This window comes from Stutzerimonas sp. VN223-3 (assembly GCF_045999685.1).
Taxonomy (GTDB): domain Bacteria; phylum Pseudomonadota; class Gammaproteobacteria; order Pseudomonadales; family Pseudomonadaceae; genus Stutzerimonas; species Stutzerimonas stutzeri_AR.
This window is the reverse complement of record NZ_RBEC01000001.1, coordinates 1,824,575-1,845,757: the sequence shown is the minus strand read 5'-3', so window position 1 is coordinate 1,845,757 and position 21,183 is coordinate 1,824,575. Positions and strand designations below refer to the sequence as shown.

The window sequence follows — 21,183 nt, the reverse complement described above, 5'->3', positions numbered from 1 at the left end:
CGTCGCGTTGATGCCACGCATGTCAGCGAGTCGCAATCCAGATCAGTAAGCCTGCCTGGAATAGCGAGAATGCGATGAGGCAGGCGATGGTGAACCGGAGGGTGCCGTCTTCCCGGCGAAATTTGTCCAGACGCTCCTGGATGCCGCGAATCTGGTTTTCCTGCTCTTGCAAATTGCGATCAGCCTGTTCGAGCATCGCCGCAGCATCCTTCAACTCGATGATCTGCACCTTCTCAGTATTCCAGTCGGGGCGCAGCGTGCTGACACGAGACGCACCGTAAGTTGCCTTGAGCTGCTGGGGCTCGGGATAGAGCACATCGAAGCCCTGCGTCTGCAGGCAATGATCACGCCGCAAACGTATGTTTTCGCTCGTTATATCTTTGGCAGGAAGGGCGCCGCCTTCCACAAGATAGTGCGCCCAACGCTTTTGCGCCCAAAGGGCTCCCTGCGCCAGTAGAAAACGTCCTAGACCGCGGTTGGCAGGCTCCATGTGCAGGCCGGAATCGGGGCCGAAGCGCAGCTCCTTGGTACGATGGTCTGCCCAGATTTCTAGCACGTTGTGTTTCTTCGACAGCAGCTGGCCAGGTAGTCGCACGAACAGCTTCAACAGGCTTTGCTGAGGCGTATGCCGTTCGATCTGAGCCAGTTCAACGAACCGTAGCGGTCGCACGCCGGTATCTCGGTCGGTCGGTAGTGGCGACAGACGCAGCAATCGGAAGCGATCCGGGGCAAGCTCGGCCCAGGGGTGCGGCTGTGGGGTTGCGGGCGCTTGGGCTTCTTCGTCGTTCGGTGCTGGTGAGCTATCGGTCATGTCGGCGTCCAGAGCCTGGCGGTCGATTCATTGCGGCAGGTAAGGTGCGTATCGGCCGCCGATTGGCTAACTGGAGGCTGGCAATACGCCATGTTTCTGCAAAAACCGGCTGATTCGCTCGGTCAGAGCATGGGCGATAGGTAGCTCGGGCTGGTTGTAGGACGCGGTCTGTCTGTCGCGGTCCATCGGAACAATGCGCAGCACGTGATTCATCCCAGGTATCAGCGCCAGTTCGGCTTCTTCGCGGGCGCGTTGCAGGGCTTCGGCATCTTCGTGATCGACCTGTATGTCATGTGTGCCCTGAATGATCAGCGCAGGCGCAGTCACGTTGGCAAACGCTTGTATCGGATCCTGGCGGAACAGCGAAATCAGATAAGGCTGTACGCTCGGGCGGAACAGGATCTGCAGTTCTTCAGGCACTTGTCCGTGCTGGCGTCCCGCCTTGAGTTCGTCGATCAGGTAGTGCGCGGTCGCCAGCAGGGGTGGCGGCAGGCGGCCTTGCAGTTGTTCACGCAGAAGCCGATCGATGGGTCGGCCGCTGCCGGCAATGCTGATCAACGCGGCTGGCTCGACGATAGGTGCGGCAAGGCTGGCGATCAGTGCGCCTTCACTGTGGCCGATCAGCACCACCTCGGAAAAGCGCGGGTCTGCTTTTAGCTGACGCGCCCAGGCTACTGCATCCGCAACATAGCTATCCACGCTTAGTTGTTTTTCGGCCGGCGCCACCGCCAGGCTCTGACCTACGCCGCGCTTGTCGTAGCGCAGGCTTGCGACGCCATGTTTGGCAAGCGCCTGCGCCAGCCGCTTGAGGCTGTCGTTGCGGCCCATGGGATTGTTGCCGTTGCGGTCGGTAGGGCCCGACCCGGCGATCAGCAGAGCCACCGGCAAAGGCTCGGTGGTCTTTGGCAGCAGCAGGCTGCCATGCAGGCGACCGTCCGTCACCTGCACAGTCATCCCCTCGTTCAGCAGCGTTTGGGCGTATGCGTAAGAAGCGGGCATGGCAAGAAGGGCAAGCAGGAAAAGAAAACGCATGAGCAGAGATTCGATGACTAACGAAGCGGGTTGGATGCGATGCAGGGCGCTTGGTTCGCGGACAGCAGTATGCGCCGCCACCCGAGGCAGTGAAACCTCCGGCGGCTCGGGTATACTTCCGCCCCCTGTTTAGGTCGATTGCGGAGCGCCCTGCATGTCCGGCAACACATACGGCAAGCTGTTCACCGTCACCACTGCTGGCGAAAGCCATGGCCCGGCACTGGTCGCCATCATTGATGGATGTCCGCCGGGGCTGGAATTGTCCGTTGCGGATCTGCAGCGAGACCTCGATCGGCGCAAGCCCGGCACCAGCCGACACACCACCCAGCGCCAGGAGGCTGACGAGGTTGAAATCCTCTCCGGCGTGTTCGAAGGGCGCACCACCGGGTGCCCGATCGGTCTGCTGATCCGCAACACCGATCAGAAATCCAAGGATTACTCGGCGATCAAAGATCTGTTCCGCCCGGCTCACGCCGACTACAGCTATCACCACAAGTACGGCCTGCGCGACTACCGCGGCGGCGGCCGCAGCTCGGCGCGCGAGACAGCCATGCGCGTCGCAGCCGGTGCAATCGCGAAGAAGTATCTGGCGACGCTGGGCATTCAGGTGCGCGGGTATATGAGCCAGTTGGGCCCGATCGAGATTCCGTTCAAGACGTGGGAAAGCGTCGAACAGAACGCCTTCTTCAGCCCCGATCCAGACAAGGTACCGGAGCTGGAGGCCTACATGGACCAGCTGCGTCGTGACCAGGATTCGGTCGGCGCGAAGATTAGCGTCGTCGCCGAGGGCGTGCCACCGGGGCTTGGCGAGCCGATCTTCGACCGCCTCGATGCCGATTTGGCGCACGCCTTAATGAGCATCAACGCGGTCAAGGGTGTCGAGATCGGCGCCGGTTTCGCCAGTATCGCCCAGCGCGGCACCGAACACCGGGACGAGATGACCCCGGAAGGCTTCTTGTCGAACAACGCCGGCGGTGTCCTCGGTGGCATCTCTTCGGGTCAGCCGATCATCGCGCACCTGGCCTTGAAGCCGACGTCCAGCATCACCACACCAGGGCGCTCGATCGATGTCGATGGCAATCCGGTGGAGGTCATCACCAAAGGCCGCCACGACCCCTGTGTGGGTATCCGTGCCACGCCGATCGCCGAAGCGATGATGGCCATCGTGCTGTTGGATCATTTGCTACGTCATCGTGGGCAGAACGCCGATGTTTTGGTCGGCACGCCGATCCTCCCGCAACTATGAGTCACCAGGCTCCCGCTTCGGGTCGTGCATGTCGCTGCCAGCCTGGCCGTAGCATGTCGGCCGCGTGAGGCCGGCATGACTGCAGCTTTACCCTACTGGCGCCTGTCCGGTTTTTATATCTTCTATTTCGCCGTGCTGGGTGCCGTTGCGCCGTATCTCGGGCTTTATTTCGACCACCTCGGTTTTTCTGCCGAGCGCATTGGCGAGCTGGTGGCCATTCCCATGTTGATGCGCTGCCTGGCGCCGAACCTGTGGGGCTGGCTTGGTGATGCCACGGGTCAGCGCCTGACCATTGTGCGCATCGGTGCGCTCTGCACGCTGCTCTCGTTCAGTCTGATTTTTTACAGCAAGAGTTACGCCTGGCTCGTGCTGGTGATGGCGCTGCACGCGTTCTTCTGGCATGCCGTGCTGCCACAGTTCGAAGTCATTACCCTGGCGCATCTGCGCGAACAGGCGTCACGCTACAGTCAGATTCGTCTGTGGGGCAGCATCGGCTTTATCTTGGCGGTGGTCGGGCTTGGTGTGCTGTTCGAACGCTTCGGTCTGGACGTCTATCCCATCGCGATGATGGCGATCATGGCAGGCATCGTCATCAGCAGTGCGTGGGTGCCTAATGCGGTTCCGGAGCAACGGCCAGAGACGGCGGGGCAGGGTGGTTTCATACGCCAACTATGCCGGCCGAGTGTATTGGCGTTCTTCGCCTGCGTCGGCCTGATGCAGGTCAGCCACGGACCTTACTACACCTTCTTCAGTATCCACCTGGAGTCGCTCGGCTATGGGCGCGGCACCATTGGCCTGCTGTGGGCGCTGGGTGTGATAGCAGAAATCCTCGTGTTCCTGATAATGGCCCCGTTGCTTACGCGCTTCTCGCTGCGCCAGGTATTGGTGGCAAGCTTCGTTCTGGCGGCAATCCGCTGGTTGCTGCTGGGGACGCTGGCCGATCACCTTGCGGTACTGCTGCTCGCTCAGCTGATGCATGCGGCGACTTTCGGCAGCTTTCACGCGGCGGCAATCCACTTCGTCCAGCGGAGTTTCGGCCACCGCCAGCAAGGGCAGGGGCAAGCGCTGTACGCGACGCTTGCGGGTGTCGGCGGAGCGCTGGGCGCACTTTACTCCGGCTACAGCTGGGAGAGCCTCGGTCCGATATGGACCTTCGCCATCGCGAGCCTGGCGGCGCTCGCCGCTGCCGTTATCATTGCCATCCCTAAGCAGGAGAACCGGGCATGACAGTCATCCGTGAACATTTGTCCCAGGCGATCATCGACGCGGGGCGCTTCCTTTATGGACGCGGCTGGTCACCGGCCACTAGCAGCAACTACTCGGCACGTCTGAGCAATGCGGAAGTGCTGCTGACCGTATCCGGCAAGCACAAGGGCGAACTGGGCGTGAGCGATCTGCTGGCTGTCGACATGGATGGTCGTAGCCTGGAAGAAGGAAAAAAACCATCGGCGGAAACCTTGCTGCACACGCAGCTGTATCGCTGGAGGTCAGAGGTTGGTGCGGTTCTGCATACGCACTCGGTCAACGCTACCGTGTTGTCGCGTGTCTGCCTCAGCGATTCACTGGTTTTTGCCGATTACGAACTGCAAAAGGCGTTCAGCGGCGTTGCGACTCACGAGTCACAGGTGCTGGTGCCGATTTTTGATAACGACCAGGATATCGAGCGACTCGCCTCCCGCGTGCAACCCTGGCTCGACGAGCACCCCGACTGTGTTGGCTATCTGATACGCGGCCATGGCCTGTATACCTGGGGGCCGCAGATGAGCGATGCGTTACGCCAGATCGAGGCGTTCGAATTCCTTTTCGAATGCGAATTGAAGATGCGGGCGCTGCAGCGCGTATGAGCCGCCAGTAGTTTTACCCGTACATGGCGCATGCCGCCGAATTACCGACGACAAAGCCGGCGAGTCATTCCCGGTCGGAGAGACGATCATCATGAGCATCCTCAGCGTTTATCAGGACACAGCCCCCGAGCAGCCACTCAAAGTGCTCACTCATATCGAGGACATCGCCGCGACCTTGGCCGAGGTCGGTGTGCACCTGGAACGCTGGGAGGCCAGTGCGCCTATTGGTGCAGGTGCCAGCCCGGAAGAGGTGATTGCCGCCTACCGCTCGCAAATCGACCGGTTGATGAGTGAGCGCGGCTACGTCACGGTCGATGTGATCAGCCTGTCCAGTGATCATCCGCAGAAGGCCGAGTTGCGTGCCAAGTTCCTTGAAGAGCATCGTCATGCCGAGGACGAGGTGCGCTTCTTCGTTGCTGGTCGTGGGCTTTTCACGCTGCATATCGAGGATAAGGTCTACGCCGTGTTGTGCGAAAAGAACGACTTGATCTCGGTTCCTGCCGGGACCCGGCACTGGTTCGACATGGGCGAGCATCCCCATTTCGTCGCCATCCGCCTGTTCAACAATCCTGAAGGATGGGTCGCGCAATTCACTGGCGAAGATATCGCCGGCGGCTTTCCGCGTCTGGAGGACTGAGCATGCCGATCAAAGCCATCCTCACCGATATTGAAGGCACCACCAGTGCGGTGAGTTTCGTCTTCGACGTACTGTTCCCCTATGCCCGCAAGCATCTGCCAGCTTTCGTTCGTGGTCACGCGGAGGACCCGGCGGTTTCTGCTCAGATCGATGCGGTACGCCGTGAGAGTGGCGAATCGGATGCGAATATCGAACGTGTCGTGGAGATTTTGCTTGAGTGGATTGCCGCAGACCGCAAGGCCACCTCGTTGAAAGCACTGCAAGGCATGGTCTGGGCCGAAGGCTACCGTGCCGGGCAGCTCAAGGGGCACGTCTATCCCGATGCCGTGGACGCGTTGCGCTGCTGGCATGAGCAGGGCTATGCGCTATACGTGTATTCCTCGGGCTCGGTCCAGGCACAGAAGCTTATTTTCGGCTGTGCCGAGGTAGGCGATCTGACGCCGCTGTTTTCCGGCTATTTCGACACGGGTTCCGGCCATAAGCGCGAAGCCGAGTCGTACTCGCAAATCGCCGGTTCGATCGGTCTGCCAACCGAAGAGATCCTATTTCTTTCCGATGTGGTGGAAGAATTGGATGCCGCACGCGAAGCCGGTATGCACACCTGCGGTCTGGCGCGTGACGGTGGCGCGCTGGCGGGTCATCAGGTTGTCGGCAGCTTTGGTTCGATCGATCCGGCTCGTTACTGAGCGGATCGGAGTACTGAACCCTCAAACCGCCCAGGCATCCTAATTACGAACCCACCGTAATTTGGAGTCTTGCCATGACCGATGCCTTCGGCGGTATTTTCGGCCTGCTTATTCTTGCATTGGATATCTGGGCCATCGTCAGCGTTGTGCGCAGCGACGCCACAACTGGCAAAAAGGCGCTCTGGGTGCTGCTGATCGTGATCCTGCCGGTTCTCGGCCTGGTCATCTGGGGCATCATGGGGCCGCGTGGCAACCGTCCCGATGACAGGAACCTGAGGCCATAGGCGCGTGGAGACATGGAGCGCTCTGTTGGCCGTCGTGGTACTGGTGGCGGACCTGCTGGCTATCGTTCAGGTTTGGCGCAGCCGCATCGAGATCGGACGCAAGATCATCTGGAGCCTCGTCATCGTGCTGCTGCCAGTTGTCGGGCTGATTATGTGGCTCGTTGCTGCCGGGCATTTCGCCAAGGTCAGGCTGTAGCTTGCGCGGCGGGCATTGTTGTTGCGCTGATGCTATGTGCGTTTGATGCGCCTGCCGCTAATGATGAGGCTTGGTCAGCACTGCGCGAGGGTCGCGCAGTGCTGCTTCTGCGCCATGCAACCGCACCCGGAGTAGGCGATCCGCCAGGCTTCGTTCTCGAAGATTGCAGCACCCAGCGCAATCTGAATCATGTCGGGCGGTTAGAGGCGCAGCGGTGGGGCGACCTGCTTCGTCAGCAGCGTATTTCCAGGCCAAGAGTACTCAGCAGCCGTTGGTGTCGCGCGTTGGAAACCGCGGAGCAGATGGGGTTGGCGATGGCTGAGCCCTTGCCGGCACTTGATTCATTCTTCGCTCAGTCTGATCGGCGAAACGTGCAGACCGCCACGCTACGCCAGCTAGTCAATTCGCTGCCGGCGGCTCCGCCGGTGGTGCTGATAACTCATCAAGTCAACATAACCGCTTTGACTGGAGTCGTTCCTCGTTCCGGTGAGGGGTTGATCCTGGCTTTGCCAGTTACGGACCCACCGAATGTATTGGCGAAGATTCCACCGCCTTGACCTGCTTCGTTTCCGTTACGGCGGTGCTGTAGTTCTGCCAGATATGGACTGCGGCATAGGCTCGCCAAGGTCGCCACGCTTGCGACCGCGCTAATAGTTGCCTGGCTGTGATGCCTTCGCTTCCCCACAGCGGTGCTTTCAGCAGGCCAAGGTCCGCTGCCGGAAAGGCATCCGGCTCACCGAACCCGCGCAAAGCAATATATTCGGCAGTCCAGGGGCCGATCCCAGGCAGCTCGCATAATCGTCCGATCAGCTCGTCCGCGCCGTTTTCAACGTGCAGTTCCAGCGCGCCATCGGCCACGGCGGCCGCTAGACGCTGCAGCGTCGCGACGCGCTTGCCGGGCATGCCGATATTGTCCAATACGGCGTTAGCCATAGCCTCGGCGCTGGGAAACAGTCTGAGTAAACCGGCTGCTTCGTTTGCTGGAGTTGATGGTAGTTTCTCGCCGAACCGCTCGACCAAACGCCGAGTGATGGTGACCGCCGCCTTGACCGTGACTTGTTGACCGACGATCGCCCGCACGGCTTGTTCGAATGGATCGAAGGCGCTGGGCAGGCGCAGCTCCGGATTAGCAGCGACGACCGGACCGAGCAGCGGGTCGTTAGCGAAATGCCGCGCTATGGCGGCCGGATCGGTATCGAGATCGAACATCTTGCGAACTCGCGACGCCAGCACGGATGCGTGCTCCTGCAGCGAGTCGCTCAGCGTCAGTTCAAGGGCGTACTGTCCTGGCAACGGGCGAACGCTGATCCAGCCGACGCTGCTACCGACGCGCACGGTACGGCTGTAGCAATCGGAATCGAGCGTCTCGACGCCTGGCAGCAAGCGCAGCGCGAAGTGCTGATGAAATTGCGACCAGCTCCAGGGGGCGAGATAGGGAAGGCGTATAAGCGTTGTCATAACCCGACGATAGCCGCGCCTGCTGGAGCTGTCTTCACCGAATGCGCTTTGAAAGCATGAGGTTTCGCCTGTCATAGGACCAAAGTAGAATGCCCGTCTTTGCCAATGGGCGAGTCGCGCAGCCTGCGGGCTGCCTGTCTTTTACGCCATCCATCAGGGAGACACCCATGAGCGACTATCAGGAAACTCTCTATGAGGGATACGGCCAGCGCTTCACGGTCGACAAGATGCTGCACGAAGTGCGCACCGAGCATCAGCATCTGGTCATCTTCGAAAACGCGCGCATGGGGCGCGTCATGGCACTCGACGGCGTGATCCAGACCACCGAGGCAGACGAGTTCATCTATCACGAGATGCTCACTCACGTGCCGATTCTGGCCCACGGCCTGGCGCGGCGCGTGTTGATCATCGGTGGCGGTGACGGTGGCATGCTGCGCGAAGTCGCCAAGCACCGCGATGTAGAGAGCATCACCATGGTCGAGATCGATGGCACCGTGGTAGATATGTGCAAGGAGTTTCTGCCGGAGCATTCGAAGGGGGCGTTCGATGATTCCCGGCTGAATCTGGTCATCGACGACGGCATGCGCTTCGTGGCGACCACCGAAGAGAAATTCGACGTGATCATTTCCGATTCGACCGATCCCATCGGGCCGGGCGAAGTATTGTTCTCGGAAAATTTCTATCAGGCCTGCCGTCGCTGCCTCAACGATGGCGGCATCTTGGTAACGCAGAACGGTACCCCATTCATGCAACTGGCCGAAGTGCAGACCACCGCCAAGCGCATGAATGGGCTATTCCCGGACTGGCACTTCTACCAGGCGGCAGTTCCCACCTATATCGGCGGCGCCATGACCTTCGCCTGGGGCGCCTGCGATTCCGACAGTCGCAAATTATCGCTGGAAACGCTCTCTCAGCGTTTCGCCGGCAGCGGTATCGTCACGCGTTACTACAATCCGCACGTCCATCTCGGTGCGTTCGCGCTGCCTCAATACGTGCTGCAGGCCATCGGCAAGCCGAGCAACGACTAAGCTGCTCAGCGCCTCGCAGCGTCCGCTGCGGGGCACACAGAATCAGTGCCTGGCCCTGGTCAATGCCAATAGCCCGACGAGAAGGCCATTGCAGCGGCAATGCATACGCCGTATGTTCGAAAGGCGGATGTGTGCTGCTGCGAAGTGCAATAGTTTTCAACTCCGTCAGAATCGAACTACCTATCGTTGTAGAGGACTATTAGTAATACCGATCAGGTTTATCGCGCCCAGTGCCCGCCGTCCAAGGCGCTCGGCTGGCGTTGTCTCAGCAATCATCCGTAACGAGGCTTATTGCATTATTTCTGAGACCGTTCATCCATGAGTGAGAGGAGGTTGTTTTTATGAGTACCACCTTCCATGAGGATGTAAGCAGCAACGTGCTACTGAGGATGAAAGAGGGCGGTTTCGATTTTGCCCGCGTCCATCCGATCGAGTTTTACGCCGTTTTCCCCAACCGAGAGTGCGCATGCGCAGCCGCCAGCAATTTTCAAGGCGAGTGCGTCAATGCTCAGATATCACCCCGTGACGACGGCGCCTGGGATCTCCAGGTCAGCAAGGTGATGTATGCCACCTTCGATGGTATTGGCGACTTCGAGCAGGATCTGGAGAATCTGGTCGAGCCGCTTGGAGGTGTAATCGATGGCTGGGGCGTGACTCAGGAACTCTCGAGTTGCGCTGTCTGATCTGCAACCGTCTTCAACCAAAACCGAGTCCGCTTTGCAGTGCCTGGTCCCATGGCGGGACCGGGCCGAAGCGGCTTTTCAGAAACTCCAGCAACAGTCGGCTGCGCGAATCGGCTTCCCTGGTCAGGCGCAGGGCATAGATTCCGCTCGCCTCTGGCATTGGCAAACCATGCTCGCAGAACAACGGCAGCAGCTCGCCACGCAGTAGATGATCGCTGATCAGCCAGGTCGGCAGATGCGCTATACCCAAACCGGCCAGCGTGCCGCTGAGTAGCGCTTCGGCATTATTGGTGACCATTCGCAGGCGACGCGGGCGCAGCAGTTGTCGTTTCCCTTCATGCTCGAACCGCCAGGCATGAGGTGGTGCCAGAGCATCCCAGTCGAGTCCGTCATGTTCCGGCAGTTCCGCTACGGTGCGCGGCATGCCTCGCCGTTCAAGGTAGGCCGGGCTGGCGCAGGCTATTCGCATCATCGGCGCCAGGGGTGTAGCGACTAGGCGTGTGTCGGCCAGTGGTCCGATACGTAGCACCAGATCGACTTCGCCCAGATGCTCGCCTTGCAGGTCGATGAAGCTGTCGATCAGACGTAGCTGTATGTCGACGCCCTGATAAACCAGCAGGAATTCCGCAAGCGCGGGCGCCAGATGCCTGCGACCGAAAGGTGCCGGCGCATCGATGCGGATACGACCTTCCGGTGCACTTTGCAGCGAAGTCATTTCGGCGCGGGCCAGCTGCAGCTCCTGAACGATGCGTCTGGCGCGCTCGGCAAAGACCTGGCCTGCGGTGGTGGGCTTGATTGCATGAGTGCTGCGGCTGACAAGCTGGCAATCAAGCGAACGTTCGAGCGAATCGATGCGTCGCGCGACGGCGGAGGGTGTGAGTGCATGCAGGCGAGCCGCGGCGGAGAAGCTGCCGGTGTCGAGCACATCGAGGAACAGCCTGAACTGATCGGTCAGGGCATTCGAATCCATAACGTTCGTTTCGCTTTTGCGTGAATGGCAAAGCGATTGTGCGTGGCTTTGCATGTTCGTGCCAGCCGGCGCTGAGTAGCATTGCTGTTTTTTAGGAAGTGAATTGATGGATCTCGTCGAATTCGGGCTGAATGTCGTGTTGGGCTTGGTGCTGGGAACGCTCGGCGGGCTGTTCGGTATCGGCGGTGGGCTGATTGCGATTCCTGTGCTCGGCGTGCTGTTCGGCCTGGATCAGCAGGTTGCGCAAGGCACGGCACTGGTAATGGTGGTGCCAAACGTATTGCTTGCCATCTGGCGATATCATCAACGCAACCGTATCGACCCGCGCCATGCGGCAGCGCTCGGCATCACCAGCTTCTGCTTCGCCATTGCCGGCGCCGCGGTTGCGGTTTCGCTGGATGCAGGACACATGCGCATTGCCTTTGTCGGTTTTTTACTGGCTTTGGCCGCCTACATGCTCTTGCGGGTTTTTTTCCAGCCGCAGCCTGGCGGTACCGAATTGCGTCATCCCTGGCCCTGGTTGGGCGCGCTGGGTGCGGGTGCGGGTGCGTTGGGCGGGTTGTTTGGTGTAGGCGGCGCAGTACTCGCCACTCCGGTGCTCACGGCGGTGTTCGGCACTTCACAGGTCGTCGCTCAAGGTCTCTCGCTGTCCTTGGCGGCGCCCAGCACTGGCGTGACATTGGTCACTTACGCGTCCCATGGACAGGTTGACTGGTCGCTGGGGTTGCCGCTCGCCGTGGGTGGTCTGCTGAGCATTAGCCTTGGCGTGAAATTGGCGCATTCACTCCCCGAACGCCTGCTGCGTCTACTCTTCAGCGGTTTCCTGCTGCTGAGCGCAGTGATGCTGGTGTTAGAGGTCTAAACGCCTGATCTGCCGGCTACGCTGCTGTCAGGCTCGCCTGCCGGCGTATTTCGCGCCGGGCGCTGCGCGCCAGGCGGATGGTCAGCAGTATCGCGGCGCAGCTCAAGCCGGCGATTAGGCCCTGCCACAGCCCGGCTGGTCCGCTCGGCTCGCCAAACTTGTCGGTGAGGCCGAGTATGTAGCCCACTGGCAGGCCAAGCCCCCAATAGGCGAAAAGCGTGAAAATCATAGTCATGCGCGTGTCTTGATAACCACGTAGCGCGCCTGCCGCGGTGACCTGTACCACATCGGAGAATTGAAACAGCGCGGCGTAGAAGAACAAGCTGGCGGCGACGGCGATGACTGCAGGGTCGGTGGTGTAGATACGTGCGATCTGCTCACTGAACAAAAGCATGGTACCGGCCGAGAAACAGGCATATACCAGGCTCGAAACGATCCCGACGCCGGCAACGAAGCGCGCATCCCGCGGCGCGTTACGACCCAGCGCCTGGCCGATGCGCACGGTAATGGCCATGCCCAGCGATAGCGGAATCATGAAGATCAGCGAGGTAAAGTTCAGCGCAATCTGATGCCCGGCCACCACGGTGGCACCCAGGCCGCCGATCAACAGTGCTATCACCGAAAAGATGCTGGCTTCGGCAAACACCGCGATGCCGATCGGCACGCCAACGGAAAGCAGGCGTTTGAGTACCGCCCATTGCGGCCAATCGAATTCAGCGAACAGCCGGCTCGGCTGGTAATAGTCGGCCCGTCGCACCCAGAACAGCATCGCCAGCAACATGAAGCCCATGACCAGCGCGGTGGCCCAGCCGCAGCCGACGCCACCCATGGCCGGTAGGCCCAACTTGCCGTATATGAAAATGTAGTTCAGTGGGATGTTGAGCATCAGCGCGAGGATGCCCACCACCATGCTCGGTCTGGTGTGCCCGAGCCCATCGCTGTAGCAGCGCAGGACCTGATACAGGGCCACCGCCGGAAAGCCACAGGCGACTGCGCGCAGATAGGCCATTGTCGGATCGATCAACGCCGGTTCGACCTGCATCAGGTGCAGCACCGGCTCGGCATTCCACATCAGCAACGCGAACAGTGAGCCGACGCCGAACCCCATCCACATCGCTTGGCGCACCAGCGGACCGATTTGCTCGTGCTCGTTCCTGCCGAAGCGCTGGGCAACGTTGGGTGTCGTCGCCAGGATGATGCCGGTCACCAGCAGAAATACCGGAACCCAGATCGAATTGCCCAAGGCTACCGCGGCAAGATCTCGCGGGCTGACGCGCCCGGCCATCAAGGTATCGACAAAGCCCATGGCGGTGTTCGCCAGCTGGGCGATCATCATCGGCAAGGCGAGGGCGAAGAGGGTGCGCAATTCAACGCGAACCCGTCTGAGTCTTAGCTCAGTGGGCATTGCTGGGCTATCCAATTGTATACAGGAAGCGGTCTAGTCTACGCCGCACGAGGCGCTCACGGGAAGGCAGCAGAGCGGCTCGGCGCGGTCTAGAATGGACCGACTACTGACGGAGCCCGCCAATGCGCATCCTTGCCGACGAAAACATCCCACTGGTCGAAGCCTTCTTTGCTGAGCATGGCGAGATTCGCCGCATGCCCGGACGTAGTATCAACAGAGCGGCGCTGGAGCAGACCGATGTGCTCCTGGTGCGCTCGGTCACCCGTGTCGATCGTGAGCTGCTTGAAGGCAGTGCTGTGCGCTTCGTCGGCACCTGCACCATTGGCACCGATCATCTGGATATCGACTATTTCGAGGAAGCGGGAATCAGCTGGACCAGCGCACCGGGATGCAACGCCCGCGGCGTCGTCGATTACGTGCTCGGCAGCCTGCTGGCTCTGGCGGAGGGCCAGGGTGTCGATCTGGCCAGCCGTCGGTATGGTGTGATCGGTGCTGGGGAGGTCGGTGGAAGGCTAGTGGAGGTGTTGCGCGGCTTGGGTTGGGATGTGCGTGTTTGCGATCCGCCGCGCCAGGCACATGAAGTCGGTGAGTTTGTCGGCCTGGACGAAATACTCGCGGAATGCGATGTCATCAGTCTGCATACGCCGCTAACGTTGGAGGGGAGGCATTCCACCTTCCACTTGTTTGACCAGTCTCGCCTGGAACAGCTGCGTTCTGGCGCCTGGCTGATCAATGCGGCACGTGGTGCAATTGTCGACAACGCAGCCCTGCGCGGGCAGTTGGCCAGGCGTCCGGACATTCAGGCAGTGCTCGATGTCTGGGAAGGGGAGCCGCAGATCGATGTCGAGCTGGCTGAGCTGTGCTGGATCGCGACACCACATATTGCGGGCTACAGCCTGGACGGCAAACTACGAGGGACGGCTCAGGTGTACCAGGCGTTTTGCGCCAGCAAGGGGCTGGAGCCGAAGGTCGAGTTGGCTGGGCTGATGCCTGTCCCTCCGTTGCGGGCAATGTCGTTCGATGCCTCGGCCGAGCCCATGGATGTGCTGGCGACAATCTGTCGGGCCGTCTATGACCCGAGAAAAGATGACGCCGCCTTTCGCCGAAGCCTGATCGAAGACGAGGGCCAGCGCCGTATCGGCTTCGATCAATTGCGCAAACAATACCCGCCGCGTCGCGAGATAGATGGGTTGCAGATCGAGGTTGGTGCCGGTCAGCCGCAGGTGGAGCAGCTTGTCCGAGCCCTCGGTGCAACCTTGAAGGACTGACTCGGCGGGCGGCGCAATCGGGATATGCATCAGTGTTGCGGATGACAGGCCGGATGCAATTTGCGGCCTGCTCCGCTAGCATTACCCGTCCTCTGCTTTATCCCGCGATGGTGTTATGAGTTATCAGGTTCTAGCCCGTAAATGGCGTCCGCGCTCGTTCCGCGAAATGGTCGGCCAGACGCATGTGCTCAAGGCCCTGATCAACGCGCTGGACAGCCAGCGCCTGCACCATGCCTATCTGTTTACCGGTACTCGTGGGGTGGGTAAAACCACCATCGCGCGAATCATCGCCAAATGCCTCAACTGCGAAACCGGTGTCAGCTCCACGCCTTGTGGCGAGTGTTCGGTCTGCCGAGAGATCGATGAGGGGCGCTTCGTCGATCTGATCGAAGTCGACGCTGCCAGCCGAACCAAGGTCGAAGATACCCGCGAGCTGCTGGACAATGTGCAATATGCGCCCAGCCGCGGGCGCTTCAAGGTCTACCTGATCGACGAAGTTCACATGCTCTCGTCGCATTCGTTCAATGCATTGCTCAAGACGCTCGAAGAGCCGCCGCCACACGTCAAGTTCCTGCTGGCCACGACCGATCCGCAAAAGCTTCCGGTGACCATTCTTTCGCGCTGTCTGCAGTTTTCGCTGAAGAATATGCCGCCGGAGCGCGTGGTCGAGCACCTCACCCATGTTCTGGGCGTCGAGCAGGTGCCGTTCGAGGAAGACGCGTTGTGGTTGCTCGGTCGTGCTGCCGACGGATCGATGCGCGACGCCATGAGCCTGACTGACCAAGCCATCGCTTTTGGCGAGGGCAAGGTCCTCGCGCATGACGTCCGAAGCATGCTCGGCACGCTCGATCATGGACAAGTCTATGGTGTGCTGCAGGCCTTGCTGGAAGGCGACGCCCGCGCGCTGCTCGAGGCGGTTCGCCATCTGGCCGAACAGGGGCCCGACTGGGGCGGTGTGCTGGCGGAAATGCTCAACGTGCTGCACCGCGTCGCTATCGCCCAGGCGCTGCCCGAAGCGGTGGACAACGGGCAGGGCGATCGCGACCGGGTGTTGGCGCTGGCGCAGGCATTGCCGGCCGAGGACGTGCAGTTTTACTACCAGATGGGCTTGATCGGCCGCCGCGATCTGCCGCTGGCACCTGATCCGCGCAGCGGCTTCGAGATGGTCCTTTTACGCATGCTCGCGTTTCGTCCCGCCAACAGTGAAGACGCGCCGCGAACGTCACTAAAGAATTTGGGAGTCAGTCCGGCCACGACTGATTCCACGACAACAGACGTGGCCGGTACAGCAACGTTGGCTGCGCCGGTTCGCGATCCGGTTGCAGTGCCGGTGGCGCCCGCGCAGCCGGCTGCCGTTGCCCCTTCGCCCGTGCAACCGTCGGAACCGGCGCCTGCTCCGGCAAAAGTCATTGCCGCGCCCGAACAGGTCCTCCCGACGAATGCCGTGCCGGCTGAAGCTCTGCCCGAGTCTGCAAAGTTGGAGCCCGCGCCCCCGGTTGTCGACGTGCCTTGGAACGAGCCGCCCGATACACCGCCGGTTGCGGTAGAAAGCGAGACATTGGAGCAGCGGGCCACGCCGATTGCTGAGCCTGAACATGTCGCTGCAGTGGTCGAGGTCAACGAGCCGGATGACGATGAGCCGCCACTGACCGATGAGGACTATTTCGAAGTCGAGACGCAGGCTGAAGCCTATCTCGATGGGCTGGATGAGCTGGCGCCAGATTCGCAGGTCGCTGAGCCGACACCGGCTGTCGAGCCTGCTACCGGGCTGGCTGCGGAGTGGCTCGATATTTATCTGAAACTCGGCCTGGGTGGTCTGACTGGTAGCATCGCGGCGAACTGCACTCTGATTTCCGTGGAAGGTGATCGCTGGCTGATGCACCTGGACCCGGCGCAGAGTGCGCTGTTCAATTCGACGCAACATCGACGTTTGAACGATGCGCTGAATCAATACCACGGGCGTACGCTGCAGCTGGATATCGAACTGCAGACACCGCAGCAGGAAACGCCAGCCCAGGCGGCAGCCCGCCGTCGCGGCGAGCGGCAACGGGCAGCTGAGCAATCGATCCAGGCCGATCCCGTGGTACAGCAACTGATGCAACAGTTCGCCGCGGTCATTCGCGACGGTACTATCGAACCCGTAGAACACTCCGAACCCTGATCCGAGGTAGACCCCATGATGAAAGGTGGCATGGCCGGCCTGATGAAGCAGGCGCAGCAGATGCAGGAAAAAATGCAGAAAATGCAGGAGGAACTCGCCAACGCTGAGGTGACCGGCCAATCCGGCGCCGGGCTGGTGAGCGTCGTGATGAACGGCCGGCACGACGTCAAACGCGTCAGTCTGGACGACAGTCTGATGCAGGAAGACAAGGAAATCCTCGAAGACCTGATCGCCGCTGCGGTGAACGATGCGGTGCGCAAGATCGAGCAGAACAGCAAGGAAAAAATGTCGGGCATGACCGATGGCATGCAACTTCCGCCAGGTTTCAAGATGCCTTTCTGATCCACCTGTTGGGCGCCGTTCCAGGTGCCCATCGACTGGGCTGGGGCAAGCCAGAACCGTTTCTACAACGGTTCCAGCGCCCCGGTTCGGCGCTTCTGTCTCTTTTTGCTGCTCTTGATCGTCCCTTCTGCCTCCGTCCGGTGACTTCATGTCTTTTAGCCCTCTCATCCGCCAGCTCATCGATGCTTTGCGCATTCTTCCCGGCGTCGGGCAGAAAACAGCGCAACGCATGGCGCTGCAAATGCTTGAACGCGATCGTAGCGGTGGGTTGCGGTTGGCGCAGGCGCTGACGCGCGCGATGGAGGCAGTGGGCTACTGTCGACAATGCCGTACGCTAAGCGAGGATGAACTTTGTCCGCAATGCGCCGATCCACGGCGGGACGATTCCCTGCTGTGTATTGTGCAGAGCCCGGTGGACGTATTCGCTGTGGAACAGACCGGCTTTCGCGGACGCTATTTCGTACTTAAAGGACATCTTTCACCGCTCGACGGTTTGGGCCCTGAGGCCATTGGTATCCCCGAACTACTGGTGCGGGTAGCCGAAGGCAACTTCAGCGAGGCGATACTGGCCACCAACCCCACCGTCGAAGGCGAGGCCACGGCTCACTATATTGCGCAGATGTTGATTCCGAAGGGGTTGACGCTCAGCCGTATTGCCCACGGTGTGCCGCTTGGCGGCGAGCTCGATTTGGTCGATGGCGGCACGCTTGCACATGCGTTGGCGGGGCGCAAGACAATTACCCTCTGATCCGGCAATACGTCGTATCGCGGCTGCAGCAGTAGAAACTTATAACGCGTGGTTTGCCGCTTATGTCTGCCAGGTAGTGCCGATACCGGGACACTTCGTGTAAAGTTCTAAGCCAGACACAGTTAATAACTAAATTATATTAATCCCTTTCTTTTGGTTATATAACTTCAACATGCTTGCGAGCTCGAGGTTGATAATGAAGGCAAAACACTGGCTGGTTCCCGCGCTCCTGCTGTTGAGCACATTTGCTCAAGCTCAGGACACGTTCAAGGTTGGTTTCATCCGCGTCATGGATGATGCTCAGGCGATGGTCGCTTACGAAGGCGGGCTGTACGAGAAGCACGGCCTTGATGTCGAACTGGTCGAATTCAGCTCGGGCACCGATCTAATCAAGGCCATCATTGGCGGCCAGCTGGATACGGGCGTGCTTGGCTTTACCAATGCGGTTGCCTGGGCCTCCAAAGGTGCTGATCTGAAGGTCGTTGGCGGCGCTCAGCAGGGTTATCACTCCATCGTGGCCCGCGAGGGAACCGGCATCGAAAAGATCTCCGATCTGAAAGGCCACGTGCTTGCCTCGCAGAAAGAGGGCAGCACCGCTGATGCGGTATTGCGCGGCGTCACACTGAAGGATGCTGGTGTGTCGCCGACCGAGGTAAACATCATGGGCACAAGCCCGGCGGTGGCGGTGCAGTCCCTTGTCTCGGGTCGCGCCGATGCCGCGTTTCTCTTCGAACCCTATGACCGGATCGCTCAGCTCGTCGCACCGGTGAAGCAGATCTACGAAATTGGTGAGGTCTGGCCGTTTCCCTGCATGGTGGTGATTACTTCCGGCGAAACCCTGGAAAAGCGCAAGGACGCAGTCTGGAAGTCGCTCGACGCGCAGCGCGAGGCGATTGATCTGCTGGAGAACCAACCGGCTGAAGCGGCAAAGCTGATCGCTGACTACTTTATCGCCGAACCGACATTGAAGACGCTCAATCGCGGTGATCTGCCTCGCGAAGTGGTCATCGAGGAAGCCATTGCCACCCAGACCTTCAGTGCCAAGCTTGGCAACGACGATCTGGAGCGTATCCAAGAGCTGGCGAACATCCTCCAGGAACTCGGCTCGCTGAAGACCCGCGATGGCCAGCCGTTCGAAACCAGCGCGATTCTCGATCTGTCCTGGCAGCAGGCCCGCGAACTCTAACTCAACGGTAGATCGTTTCACACACTGCCCGGCCTTGCGCCGGGCAGTGCTATTCAGCCCATTGATCGGGCAGATTCTTGAGGGCTTCGAAGCGTTATGCAGCTCAGGTTTGAAGAAGTAGATAAGCATTTCGGCCAGCTCGAAGTCATCAAAGGCTTCAGCGGCGAATTCGCCCAAGGCGAACTGGTTGCATTGGTGGGACCTTCCGGTTGCGGTAAGTCGACCCTGCTGCACTTGGCTGCCGGGCTGGAGAATCCAACCGCTGGACGCGTGCTCGCTGATGACAAGAAGATTCCTGGACCGAGCCCTCGGCGCACACTGGTTTTTCAGGAGCATGCGCTGTATCCCTGGCTCACGTTGCAAGCCAATGTCGCCATGGCGTTGGAGTTGCAGGGCGTCTCTAAGGCAGACGCATTCGAACAGGCGAAAGTCTGGCTCGCCCGCGTCAGCCTGGATGGCTTCGAGCACTACTATCCGCATCAGGTATCCGGCGGTATGCGCCAGCGCACCGCTTTGGCTCGTGCATTCATCGCCAAGCCGGAAGTGCTGTTGCTGGATGAGCCCTTCGGCGCGCTCGATGCGCTGACCCGCATGGCGCTGCAGGATGTGCTGCGCGAGTTGATCGAGGAGCACCAGCCCACGGTTTTGCTGGTAACCCATGACGTTGACGAGGCGCTTTACCTGGCCGATCGCGTAATGGTGTTCAGTGCCCGACCGGCACAGGTGCTGAAGACTTTCAATTTCACCCACTGCGAGAAGAGTCACGATCTTTCCGAGTTCGCGGCCGAGCGGCGGGAAATCCTCCGGTTGTTGGGTATCAAGACGGAGGTAGGGCACTGATGAGCCAGGGACGTCGTCTTACCGGTCCGAAAAAGTATCTTGCCGTCGTTCTGGCGATCCTTTTTATTCTATTGATATGGCAGATAGCGGCATGGAGTCTTCCAGCGTTTTTGATGCCCGGGATCCCCGCCGTTTTCGAGCGCCTGTTCACCACTGTCCTGGAGCCAGAGTTCCGCGAGGGGCTCTACGGCAGCATGAGCCGTCTGGGTAGCGGCTACAGCTTCGCATTGCTGTTCGGTATTGGCTTTGGTCTGCTGGGCGGGGTGCTGTTCTTCTTTCGTGAAATCCTGCGCTCGGCCATTGTGATACTCCAATCGATTCCGTCGATCGCCTGGGTACCGTTGTTCCTCATCGTGATGGGCTTCGGCAACCTGCCGATCATCGTGGTGGTTGCGCTGGCAGCGTTCTTTCCGATGGCATTGTCGGTCATGAACGCCACCGAAAGCGTGCAGCCGGTCCATGTGTCAGCCGCTCGGGTGATGGGCGCATCGCGTTGGCAGTTGCTGCGGCGTGTCTACCTGCCTGCCGTCATGCCGGAGTTAATCACCGGCGCGCAGCTGGCGTTCGGGAATGCGTGGCGCGCATTGATCTCCGCGGAAATGCTGATCGGTTTTGGTCAGGGGCTGGGTCGCTCTCTCGCCTATTCGGGCGAAATTGCCGACATGGCGGGGGTGATGATGAACATTCTGGTCATCGCCATTCTTGCAACACTGATCGATCAGGTGGTTTTGGAAAAATTCAAGCAACGGATGCTTCGCTACCAGTACGTGTGAGAGGTTTCGCCGTGAAGTCATACCTGCTGCGGCTAATGATGGTTGCACTCATGGCGCCGGCCAGTGTGCTTGCGGCGCCCTTGCAAGCGGTGCTGGTGGGTGATTACCGGCCGCTCAGGGCTGCGGAAGCCGAACAGATCAGCGAAGGCTTCGAAGCGCAGTTGCTTGCCCGTCTGGGTACGGTACTCGATAGCGAGATGACATTAGTCGGTGCCAAGGGGCAGGCGGATCTGCGGGCTGGTGCGCTCGAATCCGGTGTTGCCTATTACCGCAGCGAAGTTGCAGCGTTGACGTCATCCGAGGGCGGGCCTTTCGAATGGTCTGACCTGGCGGGGGAAACTTTCTGCGTCACGATCGGCAGTCCTCATGCCTCAGTGGTTACTGCCCGCTTCGGCGGCATTGCCCGAAGCTATCCCAGCGCCGCCCAGGCGTTGATCGGGCTCAAGCTCGGTGAGTGCCAGGCAGTTGTAGATGATCGCTTGTTGCTGGATAAGATTGCGCGCCTGCCCGAGTGGCGTCGCTACGATCGGCTTCTGCCTGCGCTTCCCGATTCGGAGTTGGCATTGCGAATCGAGGCGGGGGATGCGGCGCTTCAGCGGCGTGTGGAGCAGGCTGTTTCGGGATGGCTAGAGGACGGTCAGCTGGCGGATCTTACTCAGCATTGGGTAGACGAAGTGGCTTTCCAGGCATACGTACTGGCCGATACGCTCGATTGTCACTGAG

Annotated in this window: 24 protein-coding genes; 19 read left to right on the top strand and 5 right to left on the bottom strand. The window is 60.2% G+C overall.

Annotated elements, in window-relative coordinates; all coding sequences use genetic code 11:
• Window positions 1-22: 22 nt before the first annotated feature.
• Both D7241_RS08275 and D7241_RS08270 read right to left on the bottom strand, forming a co-directional pair.
• Window positions 23-811 (bottom strand): hypothetical protein, encoded by a 789-nt coding sequence (locus D7241_RS08275; protein ID WP_408101074.1) that lies wholly within the window; start codon window positions 809-811, stop codon window positions 23-25.
• A 66-nt stretch (window positions 812-877) separates the two neighbouring features.
• A complete protein-coding gene (locus tag D7241_RS08270) occupies window positions 878-1,843 on the bottom strand; it encodes an alpha/beta hydrolase family protein (RefSeq protein ID WP_408101073.1) in 966 nt (321 codons plus the stop codon).
• 154 nt (window positions 1,844-1,997) lie between these two features.
• Here D7241_RS08270 and aroC point away from each other — a divergent pair, with 154 nt between their 5' ends.
• The 8 genes from aroC to D7241_RS08230 all read left to right on the top strand — a co-directional run bounded on the left by aroC (window position 1,998) and on the right by D7241_RS08230 (window position 7,293).
• A complete protein-coding gene (aroC, locus tag D7241_RS08265; RefSeq protein WP_408101072.1) occupies window positions 1,998-3,089 on the top strand; it encodes a chorismate synthase in 1,092 nt (363 codons plus the stop codon).
• Window positions 3,090-3,164: 75 nt separating this feature from the next.
• Complete coding sequence (locus D7241_RS08260; RefSeq protein ID WP_408101071.1) at window positions 3,165-4,316, top strand: MFS transporter; 1,152 nt, start codon at window positions 3,165-3,167, stop codon at window positions 4,314-4,316.
• Window positions 4,313-4,933 carry a methylthioribulose 1-phosphate dehydratase gene (locus D7241_RS08255; protein WP_408101070.1) on the top strand — a complete coding sequence of 207 codons (621 nt, stop codon included), beginning with the start codon at window positions 4,313-4,315 and terminating at the stop codon, window positions 4,931-4,933. Before D7241_RS08260 ends, D7241_RS08255 begins: the two co-directional genes overlap by 4 nt.
• A gap of 91 nt (window positions 4,934-5,024) precedes the next feature.
• The gene (locus tag D7241_RS08250; protein ID WP_408101069.1) at window positions 5,025-5,570 is read left to right on the top strand and encodes a 1,2-dihydroxy-3-keto-5-methylthiopentene dioxygenase; all 546 of its coding nucleotides are present in this window, start codon (window positions 5,025-5,027) and stop codon (window positions 5,568-5,570) included.
• Between the two features lie 2 nt (window positions 5,571-5,572).
• Window positions 5,573-6,256: an acireductone synthase gene (gene mtnC / locus D7241_RS08245; RefSeq protein WP_408101068.1), complete on the top strand. Its 684-nt coding sequence runs from the start codon at window positions 5,573-5,575 to the stop codon at window positions 6,254-6,256.
• 74 nt (window positions 6,257-6,330) lie between these two features.
• Window positions 6,331-6,540 carry a PLD nuclease N-terminal domain-containing protein gene (locus D7241_RS08240; protein WP_255976634.1) on the top strand — a complete coding sequence of 70 codons (210 nt, stop codon included), beginning with the start codon at window positions 6,331-6,333 and terminating at the stop codon, window positions 6,538-6,540.
• A 4-nt stretch (window positions 6,541-6,544) separates the two neighbouring features.
• Window positions 6,545-6,736 (top strand): PLDc N-terminal domain-containing protein, encoded by a 192-nt coding sequence (locus D7241_RS08235; protein ID WP_255976632.1) that lies wholly within the window; start codon window positions 6,545-6,547, stop codon window positions 6,734-6,736.
• 29 nt (window positions 6,737-6,765) lie between these two features.
• On the top strand, window positions 6,766-7,293 hold the full coding sequence (locus D7241_RS08230; protein ID WP_408101067.1) for a histidine phosphatase family protein: 528 nt from the start codon (window positions 6,766-6,768) through the stop codon (window positions 7,291-7,293).
• Here the strand turns inward: D7241_RS08230 and D7241_RS08225 are convergent.
• Window positions 7,250-8,194, bottom strand: a complete 945-nt coding sequence (locus D7241_RS08225; RefSeq protein ID WP_408101066.1) for a DNA-3-methyladenine glycosylase family protein — start codon at window positions 8,192-8,194, stop codon at window positions 7,250-7,252. The two genes, D7241_RS08230 and D7241_RS08225, sit on opposite strands and share 44 nt — an antisense overlap.
• Before the next feature lie 167 nt (window positions 8,195-8,361).
• Here D7241_RS08225 and speE point away from each other — a divergent pair, with 167 nt between their 5' ends.
• Complete coding sequence (gene speE, locus D7241_RS08220; RefSeq protein WP_408101065.1) at window positions 8,362-9,222, top strand: polyamine aminopropyltransferase; 861 nt, start codon at window positions 8,362-8,364, stop codon at window positions 9,220-9,222.
• Window positions 9,223-9,563: 341 nt separating this feature from the next.
• A complete protein-coding gene (locus tag D7241_RS08215) occupies window positions 9,564-9,905 on the top strand; it encodes a ribonuclease E inhibitor RraB (RefSeq protein WP_408101064.1) in 342 nt (113 codons plus the stop codon).
• A 13-nt stretch (window positions 9,906-9,918) separates the two neighbouring features.
• Here the strand turns inward: D7241_RS08215 and D7241_RS08210 are convergent, their stop codons facing one another.
• Entirely contained in the window at window positions 9,919-10,875 is a 957-nt protein-coding gene (locus tag D7241_RS08210) for a LysR family transcriptional regulator (protein WP_255976622.1), read from the bottom strand.
• Between the two features lie 106 nt (window positions 10,876-10,981).
• Here D7241_RS08210 and D7241_RS08205 point away from each other — a divergent pair, with 106 nt between their 5' ends.
• A complete protein-coding gene (locus D7241_RS08205; RefSeq protein WP_255976620.1) occupies window positions 10,982-11,737 on the top strand; it encodes a sulfite exporter TauE/SafE family protein in 756 nt (251 codons plus the stop codon).
• Window positions 11,738-11,753: 16 nt separating this feature from the next.
• Here the strand turns inward: D7241_RS08205 and D7241_RS08200 are convergent, their stop codons facing one another.
• Window positions 11,754-13,142, bottom strand: coding sequence for an MATE family efflux transporter (locus tag D7241_RS08200; RefSeq protein WP_408101063.1), 1,389 nt, complete (start codon window positions 13,140-13,142; stop codon window positions 11,754-11,756).
• A 122-nt stretch (window positions 13,143-13,264) separates the two neighbouring features.
• On the opposite strand from D7241_RS08200, the gene pdxB reads away from it, so the two are divergent.
• The 8 genes from pdxB (at window position 13,265) to D7241_RS08160 (ending at window position 21,182) form a co-directional block, all read left to right on the top strand.
• The gene (pdxB, locus tag D7241_RS08195; protein ID WP_408101062.1) at window positions 13,265-14,410 is read left to right on the top strand and encodes a 4-phosphoerythronate dehydrogenase PdxB; all 1,146 of its coding nucleotides are present in this window, start codon (window positions 13,265-13,267) and stop codon (window positions 14,408-14,410) included.
• A gap of 115 nt (window positions 14,411-14,525) precedes the next feature.
• Window positions 14,526-16,571 carry a DNA polymerase III subunit gamma/tau gene (dnaX, locus tag D7241_RS08190; RefSeq protein ID WP_408101061.1) on the top strand — a complete coding sequence of 682 codons (2,046 nt, stop codon included), beginning with the start codon at window positions 14,526-14,528 and terminating at the stop codon, window positions 16,569-16,571.
• Window positions 16,572-16,586: 15 nt separating this feature from the next.
• A complete protein-coding gene (locus D7241_RS08185; RefSeq protein WP_019339308.1) occupies window positions 16,587-16,913 on the top strand; it encodes a YbaB/EbfC family nucleoid-associated protein in 327 nt (108 codons plus the stop codon).
• 148 nt (window positions 16,914-17,061) lie between these two features.
• Window positions 17,062-17,661, top strand: coding sequence for a recombination mediator RecR (gene recR, locus D7241_RS08180; protein ID WP_255976611.1), 600 nt, complete (start codon window positions 17,062-17,064; stop codon window positions 17,659-17,661).
• Between the two features lie 196 nt (window positions 17,662-17,857).
• Window positions 17,858-18,847: an ABC transporter substrate-binding protein gene (locus D7241_RS08175; protein WP_408101060.1), complete on the top strand. Its 990-nt coding sequence runs from the start codon at window positions 17,858-17,860 to the stop codon at window positions 18,845-18,847.
• Between the two features lie 96 nt (window positions 18,848-18,943).
• A complete protein-coding gene (locus tag D7241_RS08170; RefSeq protein ID WP_408101059.1) occupies window positions 18,944-19,687 on the top strand; it encodes an ABC transporter ATP-binding protein in 744 nt (247 codons plus the stop codon).
• Window positions 19,687-20,460 (top strand): ABC transporter permease, encoded by a 774-nt coding sequence (locus tag D7241_RS08165; protein ID WP_255976605.1) that lies wholly within the window; start codon window positions 19,687-19,689, stop codon window positions 20,458-20,460. Before D7241_RS08170 ends, D7241_RS08165 begins: the two co-directional genes overlap by 1 nt.
• Before the next feature lie 11 nt (window positions 20,461-20,471).
• A complete protein-coding gene (locus tag D7241_RS08160) occupies window positions 20,472-21,182 on the top strand; it encodes an amino acid ABC transporter substrate-binding protein (RefSeq protein ID WP_408101058.1) in 711 nt (236 codons plus the stop codon).
• Window position 21,183 lies beyond the last annotated feature (1 nt).